The organism is Mycolicibacterium bacteremicum (genome assembly GCF_002086115.1).
GTDB lineage: Bacteria > Actinomycetota > Actinomycetes > Mycobacteriales > Mycobacteriaceae > Mycobacterium > Mycobacterium bacteremicum.
Genome location: NZ_MVHJ01000071.1, coordinates 1 through 983, shown reverse-complemented (window position 1 = coordinate 983; position 983 = coordinate 1). Strand labels below are relative to the sequence as shown.

Genomic DNA, 983 nt, shown 5'->3' with positions numbered 1-983 from the left:
CCGCCGGAGACCTTCGAGAACGAGGACTTCAAGCGCGGCATGAAGAACTTCCTGTCCCCGGACGGGCATGCGGTGCGATTCATCATCAGCCACGACGGTGATCCGCTGAGCCCCGAAGGCATCTCGCATATCGACGCCATCAAGACCGCCGCCAAGGAGGCCATCAAGGGCACCCCGCTGGAGGGGTCCAAGATCTACCTCGGCGGCACCGCGGCCACCTTCAAGGACATGGCCGAGGGCAACAAATACGATCTGATGATCGCGGGGATCGCGGCGCTGTGCCTGATCTTCACCATCATGCTGATCATCACCCGCAGCATCGTGGCATCTGCCGTGATTGTCGGGACGGTGCTCATCTCGCTCGGCTCGGCATTCGGCATCTCCGTGCTGATCTGGCAGCACATCATCGGCATCCCGCTGCACTGGATGGTGTTGGCGATGGCGGTGATCATCCTGCTGGCCGTGGGCGCGGACTACAACCTGCTGCTGGTGGCGCGCCTCAAGGAGGAGATCCACGCAGGTTTGAACACCGGCATCATCCGCGCCATGGGCGGCACCGGGTCGGTGGTGACCTCCGCCGGTCTGGTGTTCGCGTTCACGATGATGTCGATGGCCGTCAGCGAACTGACGGTGATCGGCCAGGTGGGCACGACGATCGGCCTGGGTCTGTTGTTCGACACCCTGGTCATCCGGGCGTTCATGACGCCCTCGATCGCCGCGCTGTTGGGTAAGTGGTTCTGGTGGCCGCAGATGGTGCGCCAGCGACCCGAGCCGGTGCCGTGGCCGAAACCACCCACCCAGCCGGTCGGCGCGGGTATACCGGAATCGAGTTAGGGGCCGATCATGAAGACCACCGTGCTGGGCGCCATCGGCGCCGTCATCGCGGGTGCCACGCTGGTGTGCGCGGCGCCGGCGCAGGCCGATCCGGACTCCGCGTTCGCCAAGGAGTTGCACGGCTACGGCATCTACGGCCAGAAGGACTT

Annotated in this window: 1 protein-coding gene; it reads left to right on the top strand. The window is 64.8% G+C overall.

What is annotated here, in order from left to right; genetic code table 11:
• On the top strand, positions 1 to 834 hold an 834-nt coding region (locus tag BST17_RS28515), incomplete at its 5' end, for an MMPL family transporter (protein ID WP_133053619.1).
• Positions 835 to 983 lie beyond the last annotated feature (149 nt).